The sequence below is a fragment of the Paenibacillus sp. CF095 genome (assembly GCF_900101225.1).
Classification (GTDB): Bacteria; Bacillota; Bacilli; order Paenibacillales; family Paenibacillaceae; genus Paenibacillus.
Genome location: NZ_FMZN01000001.1, coordinates 4,013,291 through 4,033,880, shown reverse-complemented (window position 1 = coordinate 4,033,880; position 20,590 = coordinate 4,013,291). Strand labels below are relative to the sequence as shown.

Annotated in this window: 15 protein-coding genes; 10 read left to right on the top strand and 5 right to left on the bottom strand. The window is 47.6% G+C overall.

The genetic code is table 11. The features are described 5' to 3' along the window. Positions 1 to 37: 37 nt before the first annotated feature. Positions 38 to 943 carry an ArsR/SmtB family transcription factor gene (locus BLS69_RS17890; protein ID WP_036611621.1) on the bottom strand — a complete coding sequence of 302 codons (906 nt, stop codon included), beginning with the start codon at positions 941 to 943 and terminating at the stop codon, positions 38 to 40. A 182-nt stretch (positions 944 to 1,125) separates the two neighbouring features. Here BLS69_RS17890 and BLS69_RS17885 point away from each other — a divergent pair, with 182 nt between their 5' ends. Next, positions 1,126 to 2,631 carry an arabinosylfuranosidase ArfA gene (locus tag BLS69_RS17885; protein ID WP_091034043.1) on the top strand — a complete coding sequence of 502 codons (1,506 nt, stop codon included), beginning with the start codon at positions 1,126 to 1,128 and terminating at the stop codon, positions 2,629 to 2,631. A gap of 524 nt (positions 2,632 to 3,155) precedes the next feature. On the opposite strand, the gene BLS69_RS17880 is transcribed toward BLS69_RS17885, so the two are convergent. After that, entirely contained in the window at positions 3,156 to 3,908 is a 753-nt protein-coding gene (locus tag BLS69_RS17880; protein ID WP_091034040.1) for an MBL fold metallo-hydrolase, read from the bottom strand. A 131-nt stretch (positions 3,909 to 4,039) separates the two neighbouring features. On the opposite strand from BLS69_RS17880, the gene BLS69_RS17875 reads away from it, so the two are divergent. Next, positions 4,040 to 4,471, top strand: a complete 432-nt coding sequence (locus tag BLS69_RS17875; protein ID WP_091034038.1) for an Lrp/AsnC family transcriptional regulator — start codon at positions 4,040 to 4,042, stop codon at positions 4,469 to 4,471. Between the two features lie 34 nt (positions 4,472 to 4,505). On the opposite strand, the gene BLS69_RS17870 is transcribed toward BLS69_RS17875, so the two are convergent. The 3 genes from BLS69_RS17870 to BLS69_RS17860 all read right to left on the bottom strand — a co-directional run bounded on the left by BLS69_RS17870 (position 4,506) and on the right by BLS69_RS17860 (position 8,663). Next, complete coding sequence (locus BLS69_RS17870) at positions 4,506 to 5,006, bottom strand: hypothetical protein (protein ID WP_091034035.1); 501 nt, start codon at positions 5,004 to 5,006, stop codon at positions 4,506 to 4,508. A gap of 104 nt (positions 5,007 to 5,110) precedes the next feature. Beyond that, complete coding sequence (locus tag BLS69_RS17865; protein WP_091034033.1) at positions 5,111 to 6,928, bottom strand: ABC transporter ATP-binding protein; 1,818 nt, start codon at positions 6,926 to 6,928, stop codon at positions 5,111 to 5,113. Beyond that, a complete protein-coding gene (locus BLS69_RS17860; RefSeq protein ID WP_091034030.1) occupies positions 6,921 to 8,663 on the bottom strand; it encodes an ABC transporter ATP-binding protein in 1,743 nt (580 codons plus the stop codon). Before BLS69_RS17860 ends, BLS69_RS17865 begins: the two co-directional genes overlap by 8 nt. Before the next feature lie 361 nt (positions 8,664 to 9,024). On the opposite strand from BLS69_RS17860, the gene BLS69_RS17855 reads away from it, so the two are divergent. From BLS69_RS17855 to BLS69_RS17820, 8 genes are all read left to right on the top strand, one after another. After that, positions 9,025 to 9,948, top strand: coding sequence for an S-layer homology domain-containing protein (locus tag BLS69_RS17855; protein WP_091034027.1), 924 nt, complete (start codon positions 9,025 to 9,027; stop codon positions 9,946 to 9,948). A 783-nt stretch (positions 9,949 to 10,731) separates the two neighbouring features. Continuing rightward, entirely contained in the window at positions 10,732 to 11,703 is a 972-nt protein-coding gene (locus BLS69_RS17850; RefSeq protein WP_091034024.1) for an ABC transporter permease, read from the top strand. A 15-nt stretch (positions 11,704 to 11,718) separates the two neighbouring features. After that, a complete protein-coding gene (locus BLS69_RS17845; protein ID WP_036668765.1) occupies positions 11,719 to 12,627 on the top strand; it encodes a carbohydrate ABC transporter permease in 909 nt (302 codons plus the stop codon). 41 nt (positions 12,628 to 12,668) lie between these two features. Next, on the top strand, positions 12,669 to 14,264 hold the full coding sequence (locus BLS69_RS17840; RefSeq protein WP_091034022.1) for an extracellular solute-binding protein: 1,596 nt from the start codon (positions 12,669 to 12,671) through the stop codon (positions 14,262 to 14,264). A gap of 107 nt (positions 14,265 to 14,371) precedes the next feature. Beyond that, a complete protein-coding gene (locus BLS69_RS17835) occupies positions 14,372 to 15,658 on the top strand; it encodes an alpha-L-fucosidase (RefSeq protein ID WP_091034019.1) in 1,287 nt (428 codons plus the stop codon). Between the two features lie 63 nt (positions 15,659 to 15,721). Continuing rightward, complete coding sequence (locus BLS69_RS17830; RefSeq protein WP_091034016.1) at positions 15,722 to 16,744, top strand: carbohydrate-binding family 9-like protein; 1,023 nt, start codon at positions 15,722 to 15,724, stop codon at positions 16,742 to 16,744. A 7-nt stretch (positions 16,745 to 16,751) separates the two neighbouring features. Next, positions 16,752 to 19,385, top strand: coding sequence for a transglutaminase domain-containing protein (locus BLS69_RS17825; RefSeq protein WP_091034013.1), 2,634 nt, complete (start codon positions 16,752 to 16,754; stop codon positions 19,383 to 19,385). Positions 19,386 to 19,390: 5 nt separating this feature from the next. Further along, entirely contained in the window at positions 19,391 to 20,437 is a 1,047-nt protein-coding gene (locus BLS69_RS17820; protein WP_091034011.1) for a glycoside hydrolase family 18 protein, read from the top strand. The last annotated feature ends 153 nt before the right edge of the window (positions 20,438 to 20,590 follow it).

Genomic DNA, 20,590 nt, shown 5'->3' with positions numbered 1-20,590 from the left:
GGGAGGTGTTTTTGTGTTATTTATTATTTTGAAGAACTCAATCGTGATAGTACAGTCGGAACAGGATATCCTGATTGTAGTTGCCGAATCCCTCACCATATAAGGTAAGCCCGCCTACATGCTGAGCATCTTCTTCCACCGAAAGACGAAGGGTCCACTGGTTGCGTTCAACCGGGATATCTGCGAGTGTAATGTCGGATAGATGTTGTCCATCAATAAACGTACCCTCATTGGTAATTCGCAGTACCTTGAGCATGCCGTACTGATTGACACTGTCACTCCACCATTCCGGGGTGAACATGCCACGTCCGTTGCCTGAATCTCCGGGGCTTGTCCATTCCCCTAATCGGATGCCATTCAGCATGAATGTAATATCCGAGGGCCAATTCGGATTAACCGAAGGTGCTTCTGACCCGATCTCGAGGGCCAATTCAATGGCATTGATCTGCTGTCCGGATAAGATATAGTTTGGAATTTTGTACTCCACAAACCCACGGCCAAACCATAAAATATGGGCATGCATCCGCTCAGGGTCGAGAAAATAACGAGGGTCATCATACTGTCCGATAACATGATTGGACGTAGCCAGACCACATGTCGGATAGACGTCAAAGTGGGTGTAGTGTCCCACAGGGACGGAAACCTCGTGCAGCTTGCGGGCTGTCCCGCTTTCCTGCGGCATGGAGATGCCAATCCAGTCTACAGCAAGGCTGTTCATTTTATGTGTGCCGCCGTCTTTGCGTATCATTTTGGACTGAATAATGCCCACATCTTGAAGTTTGCGGACATGCATGGTCACGATGGCACTACTCAGACCCAGTGAAGCAGCAAGATCCTTCACATTCATCGGAGTCTCTGCAACAAGGCGGATGATCTGTAGACGGACTTCACTGGCAAGTGCTTCATATAGGGGGAGCCATTCGGCATCGGTATTTGCTCTGATCACAGTTGTTCCTCCATTTTATCTGTATAGAATTAAGTTAAACATAAATTCAGTAAAAAGAATAACATTTTGCAAAATTCAGGTTGAAATTAAGGCTATAATCGATTTTAATATAAATATGAACGTTGATCCATAGAATATCAATTAATTTTTATATTAATCTTAAGGAGTTGAAATTCATTATGGAAAAAGCAAAAATGACGGTAGATAAAGATTTTACTATTGGTGTAGTGGATAAGCGCTTGTACGGATCATTTATTGAGCATCTGGGACGTGCCGTCTATGGCGGGATTTACGAGCCGGGGCATCCATCAGCGAACGAACAGGGTTTCCGCACGGATGTGCTGGAGATGGTCAAGGAGTTAAATGTACCGATTGTACGTTATCCTGGAGGTAATTTTGTATCCGGTTACAATTGGGAAGATTCGGTTGGACCTGTGTCAGAACGCAAACGCAGACTGGAACTGGCCTGGAGAACGATTGAGACCAATGAATTTGGCTTCAATGAATTCGTGGACTGGGCGAAACAGGCTAATTCTGAAGTCATGATGGCCGTTAATCTGGGAACACGGGGCGCCGATGCAGCACGAAATATTGTAGAGTACAGCAACCATCCGGAAGGTTCGTATTATAGTGATCTTCGCATCAAGCATGGATACAAGCAGCCACATGCGATCAAAACATGGTGTCTGGGCAACGAGATGGATGGCCCTTGGCAAATCGGTCACAAAACGGCAGAAGAGTATGGACGTGCAGCCGTTGAAGCGGCAAAAGTCATGAAGTGGACGGACCCAACGATTGAACTGGTAGCCTGTGGAAGTTCAAACCTGAATATGCCATCATTCCCGGAATGGGAAGCAACGGTGCTGGATCATACGTATGATCACGTGGAGTATCTGTCCTTGCATCAATACTACGGCAATCAAGAGCAAGATACGCCAACGTTCCTGGCACGCTCGCTTGAAATGGATCGTTTTATCGATACCGTGAAGGCAACTTGTGATTATATCAAAGCGAAGAAACGCAGCAAAAAGACGATGTATCTGTCCTTTGATGAGTGGAATGTATGGTATCACTCCAATGAAAATGATTCGAAGATGGACCCTTGGCAGATTGCCCCGCCACAGCTTGAGGATATCTACAATCATGAGGATGCACTGCTTGTTGGATGTATGTTGATCAGTATGCTCAAACATGCGGATCGGGTTAAAATGGCCTGTCTGGCACAACTCGTTAACGTAATTGCACCAATCATGACAGATACGGGCGGTGGTTCATGGAGACAGACAATCTTCTATCCATTCATGCATACATCTCTCTTCGGGCGTGGAACAGCATTGGTGCCATTGATCCAGTCTCCAAAATACGATACAAAACAAATCACAGATGTTCCTTATCTGGAAGCTATTGCGGTTCATAACGAAGAGCAGGGTGAAGTGACTGTATTCGCAGTCAACCGTCATCTGGAAGAATCCCTTCCGCTCGAGGTGGACCTGCGCAGCTTCGGGAAGTGTACCGTGATCGAGCATATCGTGCTGGAAAGTGATGATCTCAAAGCATCGAATACGGCGGCGCAACCAAACCGTGTTGCTCCTCATAATCGTGGGGGTGCAGTTGTATCTGAGACCCTGATTACGGCGAGCTTGGCGAAAGCATCATGGAACGTGATTCGTTTGAAAGTTCAGTAGGGGATTAGCGTAAGCGTAAAGGGATAGGACACGTGAGGGCGCAATTGCAGGAATGATGCCCAAGAGGGAAGCCAGCGGCTCAGAGGATCAGCGTGTTCCTTGAAGCCAAAAAAAGCTGGGTGCGAGTTCATCGCATCCAGCTTTTTTCGTTATATTTTATAGGGAAAGGGAAGACATGGGAGACATGAGTAATGAAGTGGCAGACAAGGTAACATATAAGTTAGGTAACGGCGTGTGTTGAGAATGAAGTACACGTTCCTGTGCATACGCGCTAACGAACTTAGGACACCTTATTGTGCCGATTATCGTTATAGTAGAAATTTAACGAATCGGAGACACGTTATCCTGGCAAAAAGATGGATAAATCTCGGGAAAAGCAAGCCAGAGCGGAAATAACGTGTCTAGGATTCGTTAGAATATTAGAGTATCCAAAAACAGACTAATAGCGTGTGCTGAGTTCGTTACAATCCACCCACCTGTGTGAAAAGGTTATTTCTCAGCTTTGATTCAGCGTAGCTTCCGCTTCAAAACTCAAAACTTTCGCCGTCACGTGGAATGAGCACCTGACCATCCAACTGCTCGGATGCCAGATAAGTCGCAAGATCCGTACGAGACATCACACAATGGTTAATCGCATCCATGTGCACAGCGATGACATGAGCAGACGGCGCATGGCGCTTCACGGCGACAACGTCAGGCCCGTCCATCGTAATGGGATCACCCTCCACGAAGCGTGCACCTCCGGCATTTACAACAATGACTTCTGGGGCATATTGGCGGATGGCCTCAGCAGGTTCTTCACACCAGATCGTATCTCCAGCGATATAGGTGACAGGTTCTCCATCTGCTTCAAGTACGAAGCCGGACACCTTGCCCATACGTTCGCCGATTTCACCTGTGCCATGATGCCCGGATGTACGGGCGAATCGGACAGAGTGATGCTCATTTTTTTCATCTACAGCTGTTACATTGGTGAATCCAGCCTCCAGAAATACGTTCTCGTCCCCAGGCTGGCAGATCAAGGGAATGTCTTTGCCAAGTTGTTTCGCCGCGGCTTCATCCCAGTGATCCAGATGGGTGTGTGTCACAATCAACAGATCCGGATTCAGATAATCCGTTTCGGTTTCGGGCAAGCTCACTCTTGGATTACGTAACTCATTGGGTGTGTTCGGGAATGCAGGCATGACTTCGGCGTCCATCAACATCGGATCAACGAGAATGTTCAGCCCTCCGTATTCCAGCCACAGTGTAGCATTGCGAATCAATTGAATTTTCATTATATTTGCACTCCTTCGAGTTGTTTAATAGTATTACCCTATATGGTATACAACCCGTTTAACGGCGTACATAACATGATGAATGGAATTAGGCCACGCTAATTTCACCGTGAAAGGATTGCTGAAGCAAGATGAATGAAATGGTAGATGACACAGATATACGTATTTTGCAGATTCTGATTCAAGATGCCAAACGTTCTCACAAAGAGATCGGTGAAGAGGTTCATCTTACGGGACAGGCAGTTGGTGCAAGAGTCCGCAAGCTGCAAGATCTGGGCGTGATTGAAGGGTATACGGTAAAATGGAACCCGGAACGCCTGGGCCTCGGCCTACAGGCATTTGTCACGGTTTTATTGAACTCCGGCGACAGACATGCCCCCTTTCGTACATTCATTGCTGATCGTAAGGACATCGTTGAAGTCCATCGCGTCAGCGGAGAAGGCTGTTATCTGATGAGAGTGCAGACTGGCACCACAGAGCAGCTTGGCCAACTGCTTGAAGCATTGCTACCTTACGGCAATTACAGAGTCAGTCTGTCCATAGGTGTTGAGAAATCACAGTGATATGTGGGGAACTTGCCCTCATCCATCCCGGTACTCAACAATCCTGCTTCTGTTGCTGCAAAGTCTCCTGAAGCAAGGTCACCGCCTGGTTCAACTCTTTTTTGCTCAGCAGATGATCTGTCTGAATATGAGAGCGTGTGCCGTCCTTTAAGTACAGGACAAACATGGGAGAAGCAGACAGGAGCCACTTGCTGCGGGCAGGTGAAGCGAGTTCAACTTTGCGAATTTGGCTCCAAGCAATCTTCTGTTTGCCTGTGCTCAACGCATCCTCATCCCAGGATAACAATACGGCAGGGGTTCTGGTTAGTCGTGAGACAAACATGAAGAATAGCGGTCCGATCAACCACATACCCAGCACGGCAGCGATGGAATAGTATATGGTCTCCAGTCTTTCGGCTTGTCCGTCCACGATGATCCATAATAAGCTCACGCACAAGAGAAGGAACAGGAAGCATAGACTTCCCTTCCATAGAGCTGTGCTGCGTTGGTAACGAATCTGCTGATGGTCACGCTGGTGTGTTTCGGGTTGTTGCATAGATGTTCCTCCTAATTAACAATGCTGATCGATATGCCAAACGTGCCGCCTGCATAAGCAGAGCGGCATGTTCAACGTTCTGTATTTACTATAACTCAGGTACTTTACCCTGATATAGCTGAATTTTTACCTGCATCACGCGCATGGGTGTACAAGTCTGCATATACACCTTTGGCTGCGATTAGTTCCTGGTGCGGTCCTTCCTCCACAATCTCCCCATTCTCCATCACCAGAATTCGATCAGCATGCATCACCGTGGACAGGCGATGAGCAATGACAATGGTGGTGCGTCCTTGGGATACCGATTCCAGCGCCTGCTGCACAAGCTGTTCCGTGTGTGAGTCCAGATTGGCGGTTGCCTCATCCAAGATGAGCACTCGGGGTTGGAACACCACAATCCGGGCAAATGAAATCAATTGCCGCTCCCCGGCGGACAGTCCGCTTCCGCGTTCGGATAGATGCGTATCATATCCTTGTGGTAAACGTGAAATCATCGTATGTGCCCCGACAAACCGGCAGGCCTCAATCGCCTGCTCTCGCGTAATATCCTCACGAAACATCCTCACATTATCAATAATGGAACCGGAGAACAGGAAGGGTTCCTGTTGAATCAGACCCACGATACGATGAAGCTTAGCCTGCGGCAGATGCCGAATATCGGTACCATCAATCTCAATACTGCCCTTGTTTACATCATAGAAGCGATTGAGCAGGGAGATCAGGGTGCTTTTGCCAGCGCCTGTTGTTCCTACGATACCTACCATTTCACCCGGATAGAGGTGCAGGTTCATCTGTTGGATCAAGGGCTGGTCTGCCCGATAACCAAACGACACATCATTAAAATCAATCTGGCCCATCACATTTTGTGGTTCAAGCGAGGAGGCCATCCCGGGTTTGGGATCAGCAACTTCAGGCCGTGTATTCAGAATGTTCCAGATGCGATCCATTGATACGGTCGTGGACTGGAATGTATTCCATTGCATCGTAATCTGGTTAATTGGTTGAAAGAACTGACGGATGTAGCTGATAAACGCATACAATACCCCGACTTGCAGGGACTCACCCAGTACTGCGCGACCTCCAAGCCAGACCATCATGACCAGTGCTGCATTGCCAAGGATATCAAACGTCCGGTTGAAGATGACATTGGAGCGGGCTTGAGCAATGTTGGCTTTCAGATGAAGCGCATTCTGTTCCGAGAAACGTTTCTTCTGTTCTTCTTCCTGGTGAAAAGCCTGAATCAGGAACATGCCGGACAAGTTTTCCGCCGTAAATGCGATCAAACGGGAAAGCCGTGTACGGGCATTTTGATAAGCTTTCCGCAGTCGACTACGGAATAATACCGCAACCACCGCAATGACAGGCAGAACGATCAGGGAGTATGTCGCCAGCACAGGATCAAGTTGGAACATAAAGACGATAATGAGCACCAGCATCATACCATCCCGAATCAGACTGAGCAGTACTTGAGTGAAAAAGCTACTGATGGTTTCCGTATCACTGGATACGTTTGTAACCAGACTGCCGATATGAAAACGGTCAAAGAAGGACATGGACATCTTGGAGATATGCTTGAACAGGTCCTTTCTGATCCGGGATACAATGTTCTGTCCTACGTGCTGCAACAGATTATTCTGGATATAGGTAAAAATAAAACTGATGACAGCCAGCCCAAGAAAGATGGCTGCGAGCTGAACGAGAAAGCCCACACTGGTCTGGCCCACGGCCAGATGATCATCGATGGCGATCTTCACCAGATAGGGTTGTAACAAATCTGCCGATATGCCAAGCAGTGAACAGAAGAAGATACCGGCAAAAGCCCATTTATGCGGTTTGGCGTATGCCATCATCGCTTTAAACGAAGTTCGTTTACTCTGATCGGCCTCTGCATCTGGGTGAAGTTCAGGGTTAGCGTTAGACATGATGTAATCCCTCCTCCTGCAAACGGTAGGTGGCCGCATATAACCCCTTGGCAACCATCAGCTGAGCATGTGTTCCCTGTTCAGCGACTCGTCCTTCATCCAGCACGATAATATCGTCCGCATGACGGACCGCGCTGATGCGATGAGAGATAATCAATGTGGTTTTGCCCTTGCCGATTTCGCGCAAACTACGCAGAATACCACTCTCGGTGACAGCATCAACCGCGCTCATACTGTCATCCAGAATAAGTAACTGTGCTTGTTTGATCAGTCCTCTTGCAAGGCTGGTTCGCTGACGCTGTCCACCAGACAAGGTGAGTCCACGTTCGCCAAGCAGTGTATCGAAGCGATCGGGAAAACGGACAATATTGTCATAGATCATGGCTTGCCGTGCACTATGTTCCACTGTATCCAGCGATACTTCCCGGTCGCTAAATGCGATGTTATCCCGGATGGTGGTACTAAACAGGAATCCATCCTGAGGGACATAGGCGATGCGCGACCTTAGACTTTCCAGCGACAGCTGACGAATATCGGTACCATTGATGCGAATTGTTCCTTCAGGTGGTTCATATGTACGCAGCAATAGCTTGACGAGGGTACTTTTACCTGAGCCGGTCTTGCCTACAATACCGACCGTTCGCCCGGCACGGATATTGAGTTGAATGTTTTTGAGAGCAGGAGATGAACTGCCAGGATAGGAGAAGGTTAGATTCTCCATGGTGATATCTTGTACGGTTTGGAGCGCTGTGGCTTCAGGAAGTTCACGTACATCCGCTACTTCGCTGAGCAGGTCATTCACCCGCTCCAGTGATGCGCCTGAGCGCTGAATGGTATTAATAACATTGCCGATCTGTTGAAGCGGTCCCATGATAATGCGCAGATATAAGGTTAAGGCGACAAAACTCCCGAGTGTAATAGAATTCTGCATGGTCATAATACCTCCAACAAGCAGAGAAACGACCAATGAGATGGCTCCCAGCAGTGGTAGCAAGGCTTGAAACAAGGAAGACAGACGAACCAGTCGAAGCTGCTTGCTCTTGATTGCATCGACGGTAGTTCCAAAGCGTGCACGAGCACTGTCTTCGATGGCAAACGTCTTGGTTACGCGAATGCCACCCAGTTGCTCTTCCGCCGATTCCGTCATGGTAGCAAGAGCTTCCTGCACGTCGCGAGAGCGCTTGCGAATCCGCGGACCAAAAAACACGACCAGAAATGGAATCGCCAGCAAAGGGACAACACTGATTAGAATGAGCGTCAACGGAATCCCGCTAAGCAGCATCATGACAATGCAGGACAACAGCAGGAAGGTGGCATTGGTCATGAGTGTCACACCATTGGAGATCGCTTCACGAACGGAAGTAACGTCATTCATGACATAACTGAGCAGCTTTCCGTTCCCCTGTTTGGAGAAATAATGTTCGCTAAGTTCGGAAAACTTACTGAATATACGCTCACGCGTCATGAATTCGAAGCGTCGACCGAGCTTCATAATCATGAATTGCCCGGTACCGAACAGCAGATTATACCCGATGGCAATAGCCAAAAGGGACAGGCTGTACCTTACGACCGTCTGCATCTGAAGCGTGTTCTGCATCAACTGATCCGTGAAACTGCCGAGTATGCGGGGCAAGGATGCTTGCCCGACATTGGAGGCAATAATCAGAAGAACAGCAACCAGATAAACAGGCCAGTTCGACACAACATAACCGCGAAGTAATCCTTTCTTGGACATAAGCGTTGTTCTCCTTTTGTTATAGGTGAAGTCAGTTCAGGCAGGTGAAGTCAAGAAAAGGGCCGACACCTGTTATTAGCGCGTCGTGCCCTCTTACTGTATGCGATCTAGTTCGTTGTTTATCCGTCATCCGATAGATTTCTCTATTCTTATTTTTGCGCTAATCCGATGGGATGTCAACGAAGCCAGTTAGCAAAAAGCAGGTGATCGGATTAGCGGCGTCGGAAAGGAGCTCTATGCCGTGTTCCCGTGTTGTATTCACCAGATGTCGAAATTACTGAAACATTTTTCATGGGTATGCCGTCTGTAGGAATGAAGAGGTAAAAAATAGGCTTTACTAATCATATGGAGGTGCCAGGAAATGAAACATAAAAAAGGTTTGGCTGCAACACTTGCGCTCTGCGTTTCTTTGACAGCAGGAGGTGCATCGGTATTTGCTTTCACAGATGTGAAGGATGAAGGTCAGAAGTCGATTGTGGATTCATTGAAATCAAAAGGCATTGTTAGCGGAGTAACAGCGGATCTGTTCCGTCCAGATCTCGCATTGTCCGAGCCACAGGGTGTTCAACTTATTGTAAATGCATTTGGTCTGAAAAATGCATATGCTGCGTCTTCCGCTCAAGATAAAATTAGTCCAGACACATGGTATGCTGACGCTGTTCAAGCGGCTACGCAAAACGGATTGTCCATTCCGGTAGAATTGAATCCCCAAGGCAAGATGACACGCGAGCAATTTGTCATTTTGCTGCATGAAGGCATTAACACAACCGGGAATTATCCGGTCATAATGAAGTATAATCTTGTTAAGGACGAAAATAAAATCGGTAAGGACGCCATATCTGCAGTCCAGAACTTGCTGAACATGAACATCATTGAACTGGATAAGGACGGTAACTTCCGTCCAGATCAGTCGCTTACCCGTATGGAGGCTGCAAGCATGATCTTCAATGCACTTGAATTTGTGGATAAACACGGCAATGGCGGCTCGGCAGAGCCAGCTCCAACCAATCCAGGTGAAGGCCAACAAGCGATTGTACCTGAAGTAACAACGACGAAGGTTGATGACAAAACAACCAAAGTTAAACTCAGTGCTGAAATGCCGCACCCTGGTTATGGATTGAAGATTGATGATGTGAAATTGGAGAAGGATGGACGCGCGATCGTGCTCTATTCCATTATTCAACCTGATCCAGACATGATGTATCCGATGGTTATCACAAATGTGACTGCAGAAACGGATATCCCAACAGGGTATACAGCAGAAGCTCAACCTTCTGGCAAGTAAATTCACTGCAAACCCTATAAACTGAACATGGTTAAAACGGATGTGTATCTTCAAAACCACTCTCCATACATGTATGGAGAGTGGTTTTTTATTTGAGTTGAAACTGTACACAGGTATTCACATGATCATTTATATTACATCTAGTGTAATTAATTATGTCATTATTTATGAATGAAATGGATATCTGCTTAGGTTGTAAAGCCAGTTCGTGTTAGCGGAATGGCTTTTTTAAATGGTCTTTTCCGAAATATCTACTGTTTTCAGATTCCACACCTTGTGCAAAATCTACATATATGACTTCATATTTCCAGTGTTTATAAGCGTTTATGTATCCTGAAGGCAAAGATAAAAACAACATATATACGAAAGAGGGAGGAGAAATATAGAATAAAGGCAAGCCATTACAGGTTTGTAATGTGCGAAAGATATATGACAGATAATATTACATTAAAGTATGATGCTTGTAGACATGAATACCGTGTCCAATGCGTATATGTGGGTTTTGACTTTAAGGTCTGTTTTCTAACCTAAGTTCGGATCTGACATCTTTCAAGTTCATGTGATGAAACACTCAATGACAACTACAGGAGGGAAATAGGTCAAATTCTACATGTTTTACAACCCCGAAATGACAATGACAAGCTGGCAACAAAAGTGTAAACCCCTGTTGTAACAGTATATTCCGTGATTTTAGAAGTGAAGATTGAAATGGCATATTTACGGATTAGGCAATGAACCATAAACTCGGTATGTAAGCGTTACCAAAAAAGGAGGAAACAACTGATGCAACCAGATGGGAAGTCCGCCTTATCGCAAAACTTATCGGTATACACCAATCCGAGCAGTAAGAAAAATAAATTATGGAGAAGGACGATTCGGAACTGGGAGTTGTATCTGTTTATTGCGCCAGCCTTTTTATACTTTCTGATATTCCATTATGGTCCGATGTACGGCATACAAATTGCATTTAAAAACTTTATCCCAACGCTTGGTGTCACAGGAAGCCCATGGGTCGGATTCGATCATTTCATCCGTTTCTTCAATTCGTATTATTTCTGGGATTTACTATGGAATACCCTTAGCATCAGCTTGTATGAGCTGGCTATAGGTTTTCCACTGCCGATAATTCTGGCGTTAGCGTTCAATGAAGTGAAGGATTCCTTCTTCAAGCGTACTGTGCAGACCGTCACGTATGCACCACATTTCATTTCGGTCGTTGTGATGTCGGGGATGATCATTACCTTTTTATCACCCTCATCAGGTATGCTTGTCAATTTGGTACAGGCCCTTGGATTTCAGTCACCTCAATTCCTGACGGACCCTGCGTGGTTCAAGACAGTGTATGTACTTTCAGGAGTCTGGCAAAGTGCAGGCTGGGGCACCATTATATACCTTGCCGCTCTATCGGGTGTGGACCCGCAACTGCATGAAGCGGCTGTGGTGGATGGTGCGAGCCGGTTCAAACGGATTTTGCATATTAACATACCAGCGATTATTCCTACGATCACCATCTTGTTAATTCTCAATATGGGCAGTATTCTGGGCGTCGGATTCGAGAAAATCCTGCTGCTGCAAAATCCGCTGAACATGGGCTCGTCTGATGTCATCTCAACATTTGTCTATCGGTCCGGTCTGGTCGATGCGCAGTACAGTTTCTCTACGGCGGTGGGATTATTCAACTCCGTAGTTAATGCGATTCTACTTATTACCGTAAATCAGATTGCACGCCGCACCAGTGAAAACAGCCTGTGGTAAAAGGAGGGAATACACATGTCATCCGCTGTGAAAGAAAGCAGAAGTGATAAATTGTTCTTATTGTGCAATTACATCTATCTGACGGTAGCGCTCGTCATTGTGCTGTATCCACTGTTATACATCATCAGTGCTTCAATCAGTGATCCCAAATATGTAGCCTCCGGTGAGATGTGGCTGCTTCCAAAAGGGATTACGTTTGAAGGTTACGCCCGGGTGTTTGAGAACACCAACATCTGGATTGGGTACAAAAATACGATTATCTATACCGTTGTAGGCACCATCGTTAACCTGATTGTTACACTACCCGCAGCCTATGCGCTCAGCCGCTCGGACTTTGTGGGACGCGGATTCTTCATGGCGATGTTTATGGTAACGATGTTCTTTGGCGGAGGGCTTGTCCCAAGTTACCTGCTGGTCAAGGATCTTGGTATGGTGAACAGCATGTGGGCACTTATTCTGCCCGGGGCTGCATCCATCTGGAATATTATCGTATGCCGGACGTTCTTCCAATCAACCATTCCCAAGGAGTTACAGGAAGCGGCGCATATTGATGGGTGTACCAACACCCGGTTGTTCATCAAGATTGTGCTCCCGCTTTCCATGCCAATCATTGCAGTGATGGCGCTCTTCTATGGAGTCGGACACTGGAACAGCTATTTTAGTGCCATGATCTATCTGAATGATTCTTCCAAGTACCCGCTGCAGCTCTTTCTGCGCCAGATTCTGGTGCTTCAGGAAATGGCGGCACAGGGGGGAGGCGCTATCGATACGTCTTCAGCAACGGCGATGAATACCAAAGCGGAGATTGCTGCACTGGTCAAATATGCTGTCATTATTGTTGCCACCCTACCGGTCATTGCGGTGTATCCATTCCTCCAGCGTTACTTTGTACAGGGTGTTATGATCGGTTCCGTTAAGGGATGATCTTAATCCATATACCACATTAAACAAGGGGAGTTGCTGTTATGAAAAAGCTTCGCAAGGCTTCATCCATTACACTCTGTCTCACCTTATTCGCAACATTGCTTGCAGCTTGTGGTTCAACCAATGAAGACGGAAGCACGACCTCCAAAGTAGAGGGGGTCAAAAAGGAAGGTTTCCCCATTGTAGACAAAACGCTAACGTTGAAGGTTATGTCCCAGGATGCGGGCGTAGCCGACTGGAGCACGATGCCTGTGCTGCAAGAAATGGAGAAACTGTCGGGCATCAAGCTGGAATACCAGCTCTCACCGATCGATAGCTTTGAAACGAAAAAAAATCTGGTTTTCGCGAGTGGAGACTTACCGGATATGTTCTATGCTGCGGACCTCAAGCCTGCCGAGCAGGTGACTTATGGCAGCCAGGGCATCCTGATCCCGTTGGAAAAATACATTGACGAAGGTTACGCCCCAAATATCAAAAAGATACTCGATGAGAACCCGGATGTCCGCAAATCATTTACAACACCTGATGGGCATATGTATGCACTCCCATTCATTGATAAAGCCGCCGTGTGGTATAGAGGCCCAATGTGGTACAACGGGGAATTCTTGAAGGCACTTAACGTAGAAGAGCCCAAGACTACGGAAGAATTGTATACGTATCTCAAGCGTGTAAAAGAAGAAGATCCTAATGGCAATGGCCAGCAAGATGAAATTCCGCTTACTTCTGTGAAACTGGATGATCTTCGCATGTTTTTCTTCGGCTTCTGGGGAATGTACAACGAAGGCATCTATTCCGATAAGGACGGTAAAGTTCACTATCCTTATCAAGAAGAAGGTTACAAAGGTTATCTTACATTCATGAACCGCTTGTGGAAGGAAGACTTGCTGGATCATGAGACCTTCTCTCAAACAGGTGATCAGAAAAAAGCAAAAGGTGAAAGCAACAAACTTGCACTGTTTAACGATTACCATCCATACTTCACGCTTGGTGGTGAACCTAGCACGGATCATCCGCTGATGACACCCGTGAAGAGCGATGTGGCAGACTCTCCGGTATACGGCAAACATCCGGGCATGTCGGCTCGCGGTACCTTTGCTATTACAAGCAGCAACCCGTCACCCGAGGCGACAATGCGATGGATCGATTACTTATACAGCTATGAAGGTGCGACACTGTTCAATCAAGGTCCGGAAGGTGTGCTGTGGAAATTCAAAGACAAGGAAAATCACGTTAAAGAGTGGCTCCCTGTTCCTGGCGGCGGTGATCGCGAGGAATACCGGGGTAAAATTACGCCGAACTTTGGTATTTTGACACCGGGTATTAATGATCCGGATGTAGCTAAGGGTCTACGCACCGAATTTGATGAGTGGATTGACCAGCAGAATCAAGAGAAGTTGGTACCTATCGGAAAAGCACCATTTCCTAACGTTTATTTGACGAATGAAGAGCAAAGCGAAGCAACCGCTCTATTGTCTGATCTGGATACGTACGTTAAACAGATGGAAGCGAAGTTTGTGACCGGCCAGGAACCACTTGAGAACTGGGATAAGTACATTGCACAGATGAAGAAAATGGGCAGTGACCGTATCATCGAACTGTATCAGGGGGCATATGACCGCTGGAATTCGGGGCAATAAAGCCTATCGAGATACATCCCATGCAAAAAGACAGCAGTTAGCTTCAATAATGTTAGCTGCATTAAATTTTTCGCATATAAGAATTCTCGGGGGAGGTGTGGAGCGTTATGCAGAAATGGTTTGAAGAAGCCAAACTGGGGATATTCATCCACTATGGCATCTATGCGGTGGACGGGATTGCGGAATCCTGGTCCTTCTATAATGGCAGGATATCCTATGAAGAATATATGAAACAGTTGGATGGTTTTACGGCATCGGAATTTAATGCTGAGAAGTGGGCGGACTTGATTGAGAAGTCTGGTGCCCGGTATGCCGTATTGACAACGAAGCATCATGATGGCGTGGCGTTATGGGATACGCAATATAGTGATCTCAATGTTGTCAAACAGACACCAGCGAATCGTGACATTGTGAAGGAATATGCGGAAGCGATTCGGGAAAAGGGCATTCATCTGGGGATGTATTTCTCGCTCATTGACTGGTCACACCCGGATTATCCTAGCGTGTATGAAGGTGGAAAAGTACCGGAGGATCTCAGTAGTGTCAACCGGCATTCAAGTCCTGTGGACGGCGTTCAGGATCAGGCAAAGTGGCAGAAGTTCCTGCAATTTAATAACCATCAACTGGGAGAGATTTTAACAAATTACGGAAAGGTGGATCTGCTGTGGTTTGATGGGGACTGGGAACGGGGTGCCGAGCAGTGGAATCTGCCTGAGTTCAAGCATTATCTGCAATCTTTTAACCCGGATATCATCATCAACTCCCGCCTTCAAGGTTACGGGGATTACAAAACGCCTGAGCAGGGCATTCCAATCACAAGACCGGAGGGACCTTGGGAATTCTGCACCACGATTAACACATCATGGGGTTATGTGCCAACCGATCATAAATATAAATCCCTGAATCAGATCATTCGAATGTTCTGCGACTGCATTTCCATGGGTGGTAATATGTTGCTGGATATCGGTCCGCGTGAAGATGGCACCATCGATCAGAGGCAGGAGGATATTCTGCTTGGACTGGGAGCATGGATCCGAACCCATGAAGAGGCCGTCTTCGGAACGGGTGAAGGCATTATGCCTCGCTATTATCTGGGGGGAAGCACCGTATCCGAGGATCGAAAGACGCTGTACCTGTTTGTGTATGACGATCCAAAAGAGAGTGTGTGCATCAAGGGGCTCTGCAATCCGATCAAGAAAATTACCGTGCTGCATTCGGGCAAAGAGCTTAATCATGAGATTCATGGGGGCGTGCCTTGGTTCAATATCCCGGGGACAACGTGGATCAAGATGACCCCGGAGGACACGCATGAACAAGTGACCGTTCTTAAGCTCGAATTCAATGAGGAGCTGGAAATGTACGGCGGCTCTGGAGCCGTTGTCACCCATAACTAACCATTACGGGGAGGGCGTGTGCTGGTAGATGCATGCCCTCCCTTACGAATTGGAGAGAGTGACATGAACAGAAGTGGAGTGCCAGAACCCAGGATTGCGTTTGCTCCCAAACATTATATATGCAGGCGTGCGCAGGAACCGTTGGTGTTAGACGGTCGTGTGGATAAGGCATTTTGGGATGCGGCCCATTGGACAGATGATTTCGTTGATATCGAAGGTGATCTTCGTCCAAAGCCTGAGAAACAGACGCGGGTAAAAATGCTGTGGGATGACGACTATTTCTATTTTGCTGCCGAGCTGATTGAAGATCAGATATGGGCTACCTTGACTGAGCGTGATTCCGTTATTTTTTATGACAATGACTTCGAGATTTTTATCGATCCCGACGGGGATTCCCATCAATATTATGAGTTCGAGATCAATGCGCTCAATACGGTATGGGACCTGTTATTAGTGAAGCCGTATCGGGATGGTGGGCCTCCGGTTAACGGTTGGGATATTAGCGGTCTCAAGACGGCCGTATATATCGATGGGGAACTGAACAGACCTGGTGCAGAGAACCGGAAATGGTGCGTGGAAGTCGCGATTCCCTGGGCCAGTCTAAAGGAATGTGCCGAAGGAAACCGTCCACCTGCGCCGGGTGAGTTCTGGCGTGTCAACTTCTCGCGTGTGGAGTGGCAGACGGAAGTGCAAGACGATGAGTACCGCAAGGTGTTGAATCCAGAGACGGAGAAACCTTATCCCGAGGACAACTGGGTGTGGTCACCTATGGGCATTATCAACATGCATTACCCGGAGTTATGGGGTTATGTTGTATTCTCGGATGACGGAACGGATCAGTCATTTGAATTGCCTGAAGACGAACGAATCAAATGGGAGCTTCGCAAGCTTTATTACCGTGAACGTAATTATTATGAAAAGCATGGTGAATTTACCCAAGATGTGAAGCTGCTTATGGGTGAGGAATCGTGGAGCTGTGAGCCTGTTATTGAAACGACTCGCAGCCTGTTCCAGATTACTGCGCCGTCTTTGGACGGAACGGCCTTGATCTGTATTCGGGAAGACGGAAAGCTGTGGAAGGAGTGATAACGCGATGACCAGCCAAACCTTGGTATTTTCCCTTGATGCACAGTCATTGGAGAGGATCGAGCAAAAGTTCCAGGAGAAGGTACGTTTTGCAGAGGCCCGCAAAACGGAGTTGTTTCATATTTTTCAGCAGGAGCTAACGCAAGAAGAGACTTGGGCGTTGAAGTATGTCTATGCCTATATGCCGGTAAACGACATGGCTGATTATAACGGGGACTTGTTCTTGAGTCATGTGCGCCGGGCTTTGGACACCCGCAAACGTGTGCCTTGGGGAGAACGCGTTCCTGATCATTTGTTCCTTCATTTTGTACTGCCTTATCGCATAAATACGGAAAATATTGAAGATTACCGCGGCTTATTGTATGACGAATTAGCCGAGCGGACTACGAACTTATCCATGGCAGATGCCATTTTGGAGACCAATTACTGGTGTCATGAAAAAGCGACCTATATAGGCAGCGATCTGCGCACGATATCCCCGCTGACGATGATACGGAATGCTCGTGGTCGATGCGGCGAAGAATCCACGCTGGCGGTGGCCGCTCTTCGCAGCATCGGTATACCTGCCCGTCAGGTCTACACACCGCGCTGGGCTCACTGTGACAGTAACCATGCTTGGGTAGAAGCCTGGGCAGATGGTCAATGGTATTACATCGGGGCATGCGAGCCGGAAGCCCGTCTGAACCAAGGGTGGTTCAGCCCCCCAGCCCGCAGGGCCATGCTGATTAATACGAGAATCTATGCCGACTATCCCGGCCCAGAGGATATTACGCTCTCCGAAAAGGGATTTACGGAGATTAATCTGCTTGAGAACTATGCGCCAACACGCAACATCTATGTGAAGGTGAAAAATGAACAGGGAGAGCCCGTACCCGGCGCGAGCGTCCGTTTTGAGCTGTACAATACGGCTGAATTTTATCCAATTGCCGAGATTAGGACGGATGCACAAGGGGAAGCGACCTTTAAGACAGGCTGTGGCGACCTTTTGATTCGTGCGGTTAGCGGCGGCAAGTGGAGTGAGATCCTATTCAAGGCTCAGGAAAACAAGGTTATAGAGCTTGTGCTGAACTCATCAGAGCAGCCTACAGGGATTGTAGATTTCGATATGGTTCCTCCTCCGGAAAGGGAGGGAGAGGCCGTGATTGTGTTACCGGAAGAGAAGATCCAGATTCACAATCGTCGGCTGGAGGAAGGAGCGCAGACCCGGAGTGAGTATGAGGACACGTTCCTGAGTGAGGAGGAAGCTGTCTCGCTGGCTAAAAAGATTGGATTGCCCTCGGTTCGTGTATGGGATGTTCTCCGCAAGGCACGGGGGAACAGCCGTGAAATTGCAGCTTTCCTGAAGGAACGTTCCAATTCATACGGTGAGTGGGCGCTCCGGTTGCTGGAGTCGATGAATGAAAAAGATTTAATTGATACCCTTCGCCAGACGCTGGACGATCATCTGATTGGTGCACTCCCGCAGCAAGGATCATGGGCGGAAGATACGTTTGTGAGATACATCCTGTGTCCGCGGATCTCCTATGAGATGCTGGTCCCTTATCGAGGTGTATTCCAGAATGCATTTTCGGCGGACGACGCAGCAGCATTTAGGAAGAACCCTTCGACGCTTGCCCAAATGCTGGAACAGGAATACGAATACTATGAAGATCTTCCTAATCTAAAAGGTAAAGGGAATCCGATAGGGACGTTTAGTCTAATGAAGGGAGACTCTCAGTCGCTGGATATTTTGTTTGTGGCTGTATGTCGCAGTTTGGGTATTACGGCCCGATTACATCCGAGCGCACAGAAACCACAGTATCTAAGTGACAGAGGCTGGGAGGATGCAGTGTTTAGTCTCGCCTTACCTCAAACTCAGAAGAGCACAAGCTGGGGAATGCTCCAACTTCATAGGGATATAAAAGCTTCACAGGATACACCTGAAGCATCCTATTTCGAGAACTTTACGTTTGCCCGTCTGGAAGATGGCGTCTACAAAACACTGATTTATCCTTATGGCAGTACGGATGTCTACAGTGAGCCATATGAGGTTGAGGCAGGAGCTTATCGCTTAACGACAGGCATTCGTCTGAAAGATGGAACGGCAAAAGTACGATTCGTTTACTTTACCGTGAACGCCGGAGATACAACTGATGTTGTATTGTCTTATCGCGAGACTGAGGTTGATATTCCTGTACTGGGTAAACTGGCACCAGGAAGTATACTGACCCGTCTGGATGGTTCAGAGGTAGAACTGGAGGAACTTCTGGGATCGGAGGGTGCCATTGCTGCCTGGATTGAACCGGAGCGGGAACCGACGAAACATCTGATTCGTGAGCTGTGTGAGCTGGCAGAGCCGCTGGATAAGCTGGGTATACCCATCGTACTCATGATCGGAGATATGGAATGGAACGCTGCCTTTGACCCTGCTGGTTATCCAAAACTGCCTGTACGCACGGTTTTTGTACGAGATTCCAGTTATGCTTCCTTGTCAGGCTTCAATTCGAAGCCTGCGGCTTATGAAGCGGGTTATCCACATCTGTTTGTGCTGGATACTCAGCATCAAGTTCGTTATCTGGCTTCCGGGTACAAGATTGGTACCGGGAAGGGAGCCTTGCAGATTGCTGCTGCGATATCTCAATCATCGAACGGATCGGAGTGAAGAGAGTGACGAGATATATTGCTGCGGGTTATGCTGTTGATTCAGTTCTCCCCGATATGGCACATGAGGATCTCTTGAAGTTAACACATCTGAACGTAGCCTTCGGACATGTCAAGAATGATGCAATCACCACCGAGCATTTAAAAAACGGCCATGTGATCCAGCACATCAAGCGGGAGCATCCGAATCTTACAGTGCTGTTGTCTGTAGGCGGATGGAGCGTAGGCGGTTTTTCCGAAGCCGCCTCAACCCAGGCGGGGAGGGACAGCATGGCTGCATCTGCGGTCCGGGTGCTGGAGGAATATCCATTTGACGGGATTGATCTGGACTGGGAGTATCCTTGTTATGGTGAAGCAGGTATCGCATCCAGTCCTGATGATAAACGGAATTTCACTTTACTTCTCAAGACGATGCGGGAGGCACTGAGTGCCAAGGGAGAAGAGGATGGCCGTCATTATCTGCTCACCATTGCGGCAGGGGCTGATCAATACTACGTTGATGGTACAGAGATGGCTAAGGTGCAGCAGTACCTGGACTACGTGCAGTTGATGACCTATGATATGCGTGGCGGTTTTCAAGTCCTGACTGGACATCATACGAATCTGTACACGCCAACCGGAGATCTGTTTCGAATCAGTACGGATGCTTCCGTGAACCTGTTTATTCGCGCAGGCGTTCCGAAGGAGAAAATTGTGATCGGAGCTGCGTTCTATTCCCGGATCTGGACTGAGGTTCCTGACGGAAACTACGGGCTCCATCAAATGGCCGGTAGTACAGGCGGATATGGACCATCATTTGCCGAGCTGGAAGCGAAGTACATTAACAAGAATGGTTACACTCGTTATTGGGATGAAGAAGCCTGTGCACCGTTTCTGTTTAATGGGTCCAGCTTAATATCGTATGATGATGAAGAATCGATCCAATGCAAATGTGATTACGTAAAGGATCAAGGTCTGGCCGGGATCATGTTCTGGGAGTACGGCTGTGATCCAACTCACCGTTTGCTGGGTGCAGTACATCAAGGGCTGAAGGTTCTTCCAGCTGGGAAATAGGATAAGCACGTCGAAGCCGACGGATCGATTATGTCTAAGGACTAAAAACATACGAAGGGGCCGTCCTATACGTCATGAGCATGGCGTATAGGACGGCCCCTTGTTTGCGTTATTTTGGTCTAATGAATCAGGCACGGTTATTCGCTCTCATAT

What these genes read in the sequence shown, in the direction of transcription:
- BLS69_RS17860 (WP_091034030.1), bottom strand. Translation starts at nt 8,663, where the DNA reads ATGTCCAAGAAAGGATTACTTCGCGGTTATGTTGTGTCGAACTGGCCT.
- BLS69_RS17850 (WP_091034024.1), top strand. Translation starts at nt 10,732, where the DNA reads ATGCAACCAGATGGGAAGTCCGCCTTATCGCAAAACTTATCGGTATAC.
- BLS69_RS17885 (WP_091034043.1), top strand. Translation starts at nt 1,126, where the DNA reads ATGGAAAAAGCAAAAATGACGGTAGATAAAGATTTTACTATTGGTGTA.
- BLS69_RS17870 (WP_091034035.1), bottom strand. Translation starts at nt 5,006, where the DNA reads ATGCAACAACCCGAAACACACCAGCGTGACCATCAGCAGATTCGTTAC.
- BLS69_RS17825 (WP_091034013.1), top strand. Translation starts at nt 16,752, where the DNA reads ATGACCAGCCAAACCTTGGTATTTTCCCTTGATGCACAGTCATTGGAG.
- BLS69_RS17875 (WP_091034038.1), top strand. Translation starts at nt 4,040, where the DNA reads ATGAATGAAATGGTAGATGACACAGATATACGTATTTTGCAGATTCTG.
- BLS69_RS17880 (WP_091034040.1), bottom strand. Translation starts at nt 3,908, where the DNA reads ATGAAAATTCAATTGATTCGCAATGCTACACTGTGGCTGGAATACGGA.
- BLS69_RS17845 (WP_036668765.1), top strand. Translation starts at nt 11,719, where the DNA reads ATGTCATCCGCTGTGAAAGAAAGCAGAAGTGATAAATTGTTCTTATTG.
- BLS69_RS17830 (WP_091034016.1), top strand. Translation starts at nt 15,722, where the DNA reads ATGAACAGAAGTGGAGTGCCAGAACCCAGGATTGCGTTTGCTCCCAAA.
- BLS69_RS17835 (WP_091034019.1), top strand. Translation starts at nt 14,372, where the DNA reads ATGCAGAAATGGTTTGAAGAAGCCAAACTGGGGATATTCATCCACTAT.
- BLS69_RS17840 (WP_091034022.1), top strand. Translation starts at nt 12,669, where the DNA reads ATGAAAAAGCTTCGCAAGGCTTCATCCATTACACTCTGTCTCACCTTA.
- BLS69_RS17865 (WP_091034033.1), bottom strand. Translation starts at nt 6,928, where the DNA reads ATGTCTAACGCTAACCCTGAACTTCACCCAGATGCAGAGGCCGATCAG.
- BLS69_RS17855 (WP_091034027.1), top strand. Translation starts at nt 9,025, where the DNA reads ATGAAACATAAAAAAGGTTTGGCTGCAACACTTGCGCTCTGCGTTTCT.